The organism is Streptomyces sp. NPDC059037 (assembly GCF_042740015.1).
Taxonomy (GTDB): domain Bacteria; phylum Actinomycetota; class Actinomycetes; order Streptomycetales; family Streptomycetaceae; genus Streptomyces.
In genome coordinates, this window is sequence record NZ_JBHYIG010000413.1 from 1 (window position 1) to 6,012 (window position 6,012).

Annotated in this window: 8 protein-coding genes; 5 read left to right on the forward strand and 3 right to left on the reverse strand. The window is 71.2% G+C overall.

The window, feature by feature from the left end:
- Positions 1-105: 105 nt before the first annotated feature.
- Positions 106-729 (reverse strand): TetR/AcrR family transcriptional regulator, encoded by a 624-nt coding sequence (locus ACFWY6_RS43410; RefSeq protein ID WP_384702832.1) that lies wholly within the window; start codon positions 727-729, stop codon positions 106-108.
- Between the two features lie 234 nt (positions 730-963).
- Here ACFWY6_RS43410 and ACFWY6_RS43415 point away from each other — a divergent pair, with 234 nt between their 5' ends.
- The 3 genes from ACFWY6_RS43415 to ACFWY6_RS43425 are packed head-to-tail and all read left to right on the forward strand — an operon-like array spanning position 964 to position 3,384.
- Entirely contained in the window at positions 964-1,485 is a 522-nt protein-coding gene (locus tag ACFWY6_RS43415) for a DUF6230 family protein (RefSeq protein WP_384702850.1), read from the forward strand.
- Positions 1,476-2,453, forward strand: coding sequence for a DUF6114 domain-containing protein (locus ACFWY6_RS43420; RefSeq protein WP_384702834.1), 978 nt, complete (start codon positions 1,476-1,478; stop codon positions 2,451-2,453). The genes ACFWY6_RS43415 and ACFWY6_RS43420 overlap by 10 nt, the downstream gene beginning before the upstream one ends.
- Before the next feature lie 16 nt (positions 2,454-2,469).
- Positions 2,470-3,384, forward strand: coding sequence for a hypothetical protein (locus ACFWY6_RS43425; protein WP_384702837.1), 915 nt, complete (start codon positions 2,470-2,472; stop codon positions 3,382-3,384).
- On the opposite strand, the gene ACFWY6_RS43430 is transcribed toward ACFWY6_RS43425, so the two are convergent.
- On the reverse strand, positions 3,362-3,514 hold the full coding sequence (locus tag ACFWY6_RS43430) for an SCO1431 family membrane protein (protein ID WP_135330026.1): 153 nt from the start codon (positions 3,512-3,514) through the stop codon (positions 3,362-3,364). The two genes, ACFWY6_RS43425 and ACFWY6_RS43430, sit on opposite strands and share 23 nt — an antisense overlap.
- On the reverse strand, positions 3,511-3,690 hold the full coding sequence (locus ACFWY6_RS43435; protein WP_384702841.1) for a hypothetical protein: 180 nt from the start codon (positions 3,688-3,690) through the stop codon (positions 3,511-3,513). Before ACFWY6_RS43435 ends, ACFWY6_RS43430 begins: the two co-directional genes overlap by 4 nt.
- Before the next feature lie 252 nt (positions 3,691-3,942).
- Between ACFWY6_RS43435 and ACFWY6_RS43440 the strand changes: the two genes are divergently transcribed.
- Positions 3,943-5,421 (forward strand): M1 family metallopeptidase, encoded by a 1,479-nt coding sequence (locus ACFWY6_RS43440; protein ID WP_384702844.1) that lies wholly within the window; start codon positions 3,943-3,945, stop codon positions 5,419-5,421.
- 128 nt (positions 5,422-5,549) lie between these two features.
- A complete protein-coding gene (locus ACFWY6_RS43445) occupies positions 5,550-5,909 on the forward strand; it encodes a hypothetical protein (RefSeq protein ID WP_384702847.1) in 360 nt (119 codons plus the stop codon).
- Positions 5,910-6,012 lie beyond the last annotated feature (103 nt).

A 6,012-nucleotide genomic window follows, 5' to 3' on the forward strand; every position in this document is an offset into this window, starting at 1 on the left:
GGCGCGGGGGCACCGGTGGCCGGGGGTAGACACCACCATAACGAGCCGCGGGCGGGGGGGGGGGGGGGGGGGGGGGGGCCGCGGGCGCGCCCCCCCCCCCCGTCCTCATGGCCGCGCCGGCGCCGGAAACGCGGGCTCGAAGTCCTCGATGACGCGCAGTGTGTCACCGAGGGTGCGGACGAGCAGGTCGCAGACCGTCTCGCGGGGCAGCTCCCGGTGGCCGATCCAGTCGAGCGTGATGCCCTCGGCGCTGCACAGCCAGCCGAGCAGCGCGATGCGCGCGAGCCGCGGGATGTCGCTGCGGCCGTACGCCCCTTCGGCGATCGTGCCGATCAGCGCCTCGCGCACACCGTCCCGTATGGCGTGCACCTCGGCGTCGAAGCCGACGCCGCCGCTGATGATGGTGCGGTAGGCGGCCTGGTGGTGCTCGGCGTAGCGCAGATAGCCGTCGATGGTGCGCTGCACCCGCTCGACGGGCGGCAGGTCGTCGTGGCGTCCGGCGCGCGCGACCAGATCGGCGACGGAGTCCTCGATGATCGCGAGGTAGTACCCGCGCTTGGACTTGAAGTAGTAGTAGATCAGCCCTTTGGCGACGCCCGCCTGCTTCGCGATGTCGTCCATCGACAGGGCGTCGTAGGACGTGTCGGCGAACAACTTCCGGCCGATGGTGATGAGTTCGGCGCGGCGCGCCACGGAGCGGTCGGTGCCACGCTGTTGACTATTATTCAATTTCGGCCCTAGTCTCCAACTGCCTCGGGATGTCCGCAGTATGGCAGAACCGTGCCACCTGCCGGTTCGGCTCCCGACGGCGCTTCACGCACTCCCCTTACGCACGCCTGTGCACGCGGATCGACGTACGGGAGGAAGACAGTGGGCGCAGCACGCAGCGCGGTACGCGAAGGCAGAACCTCCTGGAAGAAGACGGCCGTTGTGGCCCTGCCGGCCGTCCTGGCCGTCGGCGCGATGGCCTCCGTGATGGCCGAGGGCGCGCTCGCCGCGTCCTTCGCCGTCTCGGGCACCAGCTTCCAGGTGTCGTCGGGGAAACTCACCAGCCAGGGCCTTTCCTCCTACGTACAGACCGACCGGGACATCGACGGCAAGGGGCACCCGGTGGCGCTCCTCGGGATCGGTGACGCGACGCTGTCCGACATCTGCCAGGCCGCCGAGGTCAAGACCCCGGTGGGCACGGTGGTGTTCAAGCTGACCGCGGGCGGCGACGCGGGCCAGGTCACGGCGAGCAATCTGGTGATCGACGGCGAGGACCTGGAGGGCGACGCCCGCTTCGGCACGGCCCAGATCGGGCGGGACGCCTCCACGCTCGACGAAGTGCCCGGGGTCAAGGGCGAGAAGGGGAAGTTCGGCCTGCAGGCCGGTGACATCACCGTGTCCGGTGTGAAGTCGCACGCCTGGTCGGCGACCGGCGGGAACTTCCGGCTCAAGGGCATGAAGCTCGACGTCAGCGTCGGCGGCAAGAAGTGCTTCTGACCGGCGGCCGAAGAGCCGGGGTCAAGGCGTTCGCGCGGGACGGCGGCGGCTGGCTCGACGAGCGGCTTCCGCTGCGGGAGCCGCGCCGGGTGCTGCGCCGATGGCGGCGGACCCGGCCCTTCTGGGGCGGTCTGCTGCTGGTCCTGGGCGGCGCCGAGCTGCTGCTCGTGCCGCTGTCGCCGCTGACCGTCCTGGTCAGCCTGGGGCTCGGCGGGCTCGCCGCGATCGGCATCGGGCTCGCGCTCATCGCGGCCGGGACCTTCCTGTGGCTGCTTCCGCACGCCCACCACTATGTGAGCGTCAACGCCCTGATCCTGTCGGTGCTTTCGTTCGCGGCCACCAATCTCGGCGGGTTCCTGGTGGGCATGGCGCTCGGCATCGCGGGCAGCGCCATGGGCTTCGGCTGGACGCCGGTCCCGGAGGGGGACGAGGATTCGCCCGAGGTGCCGAAGGTGCGGGACGGGCAGGGCACGCGGACGCTCGCCGTGCTGCTTCCCGTGCTGATCCTCGCCGGGATCATGAACGGGAGTCCGGCCAAGGCGGCTCCCGGGGACGCGATCGTGGCGCCGAGCACACCGCCGACCGTCACCACCACCCTCTTCGCACCGCAGGGCTTCACCCTGGCCGGCGTACGCGAGATCCCCACGGCCGAGGGCCCGTTGAAGGTCATGGTGCTGCGGATGAAGGCCGCGTCGCTCACCGACTACCGGCTGAAGACCCGCGACGGGAGCCGTGAACTCGCCCTGGGCGCCGACACCTTGGACCTCAGCGGCTCGGTCACGCTCTATCTGACCAAGTTCAAGGGCTGCCTGGAGGGGCTGCTCTGTCTGACCTTCACGCCCGACAAGCTGCCGGTGCCGCCCGTCGTGCCGCCGTTCGTCTTCATGACGGACGTGAGCGCCGAACAGGCCCTGGTCACATCGGACTTGATCGTCACGGACGGTCTCACCTTGGAGGCGAGCCCATGACGGCGGAGGCCCGCGCATGATCCAGATCCAGGCCGCCCTGTTCTGGGCGTACGCGATCGGCGCGACGTTCGCGATGTCCGCGGGGCGGCAGTTGCAGGTGTGGGAGCGGATCAACGCGGGCGAGGGTCCGCGGACCCGCAGCCGCGCCGCCAATCCGTATCTCGCGCTCACGGCGCTCTTCGCGGCGGTGCTGCTTGTCCCGACGGGGCTCTTCCTGCTGTGGCAGAACCCGGCGTGGGCGACCATGCACGTCGCGGACGGGCACGAGGGGGTGTGGGCGGGGTTCGTGCTCTTCTACGCGGGCGGGATCCCGGTGGCCGCCGTCCTCGGGTTCCTCGTGGCGCAGGCGCTCGTCCTCGTGGGGGCCGGCTACTGGGCGTATCTCCAGTGCGTGGGCGGCTACTTCCTGCTCTTCGGGACGTTGGTGCACGGCTGGGACGGCCGGGGGTACGAGCGGTTCCTCGCGCCCGGCGCACGGGACTTCGCACGGTGGCGGCAGGACAGCGTGGTCAACCACGTACTGGATTTCCTGACGTCCGGCACGTTCCTCGCGCTGCTGATCTTCGGTGCGGCGGTGATCGGCACCATGCTGCTCACCGAGATCGGCTGGCTGATGGAGGGCTGGTCGCTGCCGGGCGCGGACGAGGACCGCAAGGTGCACAGGGTCCTGGCGATCGCCATCGCGGCGGCCGGGGTCTACGGCCTGCCCTTCGTGGGCGCGCTGGTCGCGAGCGTCCTGGTGCGCCTCGTCGGCGGGTGGATCGGGCTTCCGCTCTTCGCGGTGCTCGCGGGCGTCACCCTGCTGTCGCGGCGCTCGCCCGTACGGTGGCTGTACGGCCTGGTGGGCGTGCCGCACCGGCACTGGCGGGCGGATCTGGACCGGACCGCGGAGAGCTACGAGACCGAGGTCACATCAGCCCGGTCTGCGTGACCAGCATCGCGAGGACGACGACAAGGGTCCAGCCGAGCACATGCTCGAGGATCTTCGGGCCGTCTTCCTTGGGGCCGCCGGTGCGGGTGACCGCGCGGGTCACGGTGGCGGTGGCTGTGCTCGCAGTCATGGCAACTCTCGCTCCATCGGTCGGCAGTGGCGTCCCCCCACTGACCCGTCCACCATGCCACCGGATTCCGCCGTCGCGGGCGAGAGCTTGGTCACGCGCCGCCGGGCGGGCATCCGGCGGGGCGCGCGGTGCTCGGTGAGGCGTACGACGGGGTCGTCGCCGTAGCGGTCGGACACCGCCCGCATCTCCTCGGCGCCGGCGCTCCTCGGCGTCGCCGCCGCGCAGCGCCGTCTCGCGGGCGCCTGGCGGCGCGGTCAGGACCACGCGGCTCGGGCAGGCTCGGGCACCGTGTCCGGCCCGCGCGGCACCCGGGAGGCCATGCCGTGGCGCCCGGTACAACCGGGGCCGTCGGCCGTGCGTCTCACTACGAACGGCGGGGCATCTTCCCGCCGGCTCGTCCGCGCAACCATCCGACCGAAAGGTTTCCGATGAGCACGTACCGGACGCCCAGCCGCAGAGCACGGCTCGCCCTCGCGGCGGCCGTCACCATGACGGCCGCCCTCACAGGAACGGTCTCGCAGGCCGCGCCGTCCGCACCGCCCGCCCCGTCCCCCGGAGCGCCGGGCCTGGGCGACCCGATGTTCCCGCTGGACGGCAACGGCGGATACCGGGTCGACCGCTACACCCTCGACTTCGACTGGCAGGCCCCGAAGACGCCGTTCGAGGCGACGGCGACGATCAAGGCCACCGCCACCCAGTCGCTGTCCCGCTTCAACCTGGACTTCGGCGGCAACACCCTGCACGGCGTCAAGGTCAACGGCTCGGCGGCGGGCACGTCCCGCGACGGCGACGAGCTGACCGTCACGCCCAAGTCCCCGATAGCCAAGGGAAGTTCGTTCACCGCGAAGGTCACGTACACCGCCGACCCGACCCAGACGCGGCACCGCGACGATGCCATCGAGGACTACGGCTGGATACCCACGGCCGACGGCACGGTGGTCTACCCGCAGCCGAACGGGGCCCGGCTGATCTTCCCGGCGAACGACCACCCCAGCCAGCGGGCGCCGATCACCTTCCGCATCACCACGCCGAAGGACCGCACGGCGGTCGCCAACGGCAGGCTGGTCGACCGCACCGAGCGCCCCGGTGACCGGGTGCGCTGGACGTACGACTCCGAGCAGCCGCTGTCCACGCAGCTCGTCCAGATGGCGGTCGGCAAGTTCAAGCTGATCGGCTCCAAGGGTCCCGGCGGCCTTCCGCTGCGGGACGTCGTCCCCGACGCCCTGGTCGAGCCGACGGCGGAGTACCGCAAGCTCACCCCGGACCATCTGACGTGGCTTCAGGAGAGGCTGGGCCCCTACCCGTTCAACCGGTACGGCCTCCTGGTCGGCGACACGGACTTGGCCGTCGCCCTGGAGACCCAGACGCTCTCCCTGATCCCGAAGGCCGACCTGCTGGGCACGAAGGTCGACGCCGAGCGGAACATGGTGCACGAGCTGACCCACCAGTGGTTCGGCGACAGCGTCGCCCTGGCGAGCTGGTCCGACCTGTGGGTGAGCGAGGGCCACGCCCGCTTCTACGAACGGATGTACTCCGAGGAGCACGGCGGCGACAGCTTCGAGGCCGCGATGAAGACCGCGTACCAGGCCCATGACCAGTGGCGCCGCGACTTCGGCGCGCCCGCGGAGCCGACCGAGCCGAACCTCTTCAAGCGCATGCGCTACGACGGCTCGGCCCTGGTCCTGTACGCGCTGCGCGAGCAGGTCGGCGACGCGACGTTCCAGAAGATCGAACGGGCGTGGATCAGCACCTACCGGGGGAAGACGGCGAGCACGCGGCAGTACATCGACCTGGCATCGAAGGTCGCGGGCGAGGACCTCGAGGGCTTCCTGCGGCCCTGGCTCTACGGCTCGAAGACACCGCCGATGCCGGGGCACCCGGACTGGGTGGTGGATCCGGCGAAGTGACGCCCTTGTGACGTACTCCGCGGGGCCGGACGAAGCGGATGATCTCGTTCGGCTCCGCGGCGTCATGTCCGTCCATATGCTCACAGTTGATCTCCAGGGGGGAGATCAGTGTGTATGAGGAGGGGACCATGACCGGAGTTTCCAGACGTGCCCTACTGGGCTACTCGGGCAGCGCCGCGGCGGGCGCCGCCCTGGCGGGAGCCGGGTCGGCGCGCGCCGCCGATGGCGAGCCGACCGAGGCGGCCCAGGCGGACGCGGCCCAGTCGTCGGACGCCAACATCGCGAACGGCACCGAGTTCGCGGGCGACGTCAGCATCGGCGACATCGACGCGATGATGCAGTTCTCGTTCAAGCTCAACGTCGAGAACGCGCCCGCCGCGAAGCAGATCACCCCGATGGAGATCGTGGACGCGTTCAACGAGATCGCCGTGTCCCGCGGCTGGCCCAAGATGACGTTCTACTACGCCACTTCGGCGCCGCTGAACTGATCCGCGCACGAGGGGGCCCCCCCCCCCGCGGGGGGGGGCCCCCCGCGAGCCCGCCGCCCGAGCCCACCGCCCCCCGCGCCGGCGGGGGGGGGGCGGGGGGCGT

Coding starts and splice junctions, on each gene's coding strand:
- ACFWY6_RS43415 (WP_384702850.1), top strand. CDS start 964: ATGGCCTCCGTGATGGCCGAGGGCGCGCTCGCCGCGTCCTTCGCCGTC.
- ACFWY6_RS43425 (WP_384702837.1), top strand. CDS start 2,470: ATGATCCAGATCCAGGCCGCCCTGTTCTGGGCGTACGCGATCGGCGCG.
- ACFWY6_RS43430 (WP_135330026.1), bottom strand. CDS start 3,514: ATGACTGCGAGCACAGCCACCGCCACCGTGACCCGCGCGGTCACCCGC.
- ACFWY6_RS43440 (WP_384702844.1), top strand. CDS start 3,943: ATGAGCACGTACCGGACGCCCAGCCGCAGAGCACGGCTCGCCCTCGCG.
- ACFWY6_RS43445 (WP_384702847.1), top strand. CDS start 5,550: ATGACCGGAGTTTCCAGACGTGCCCTACTGGGCTACTCGGGCAGCGCC.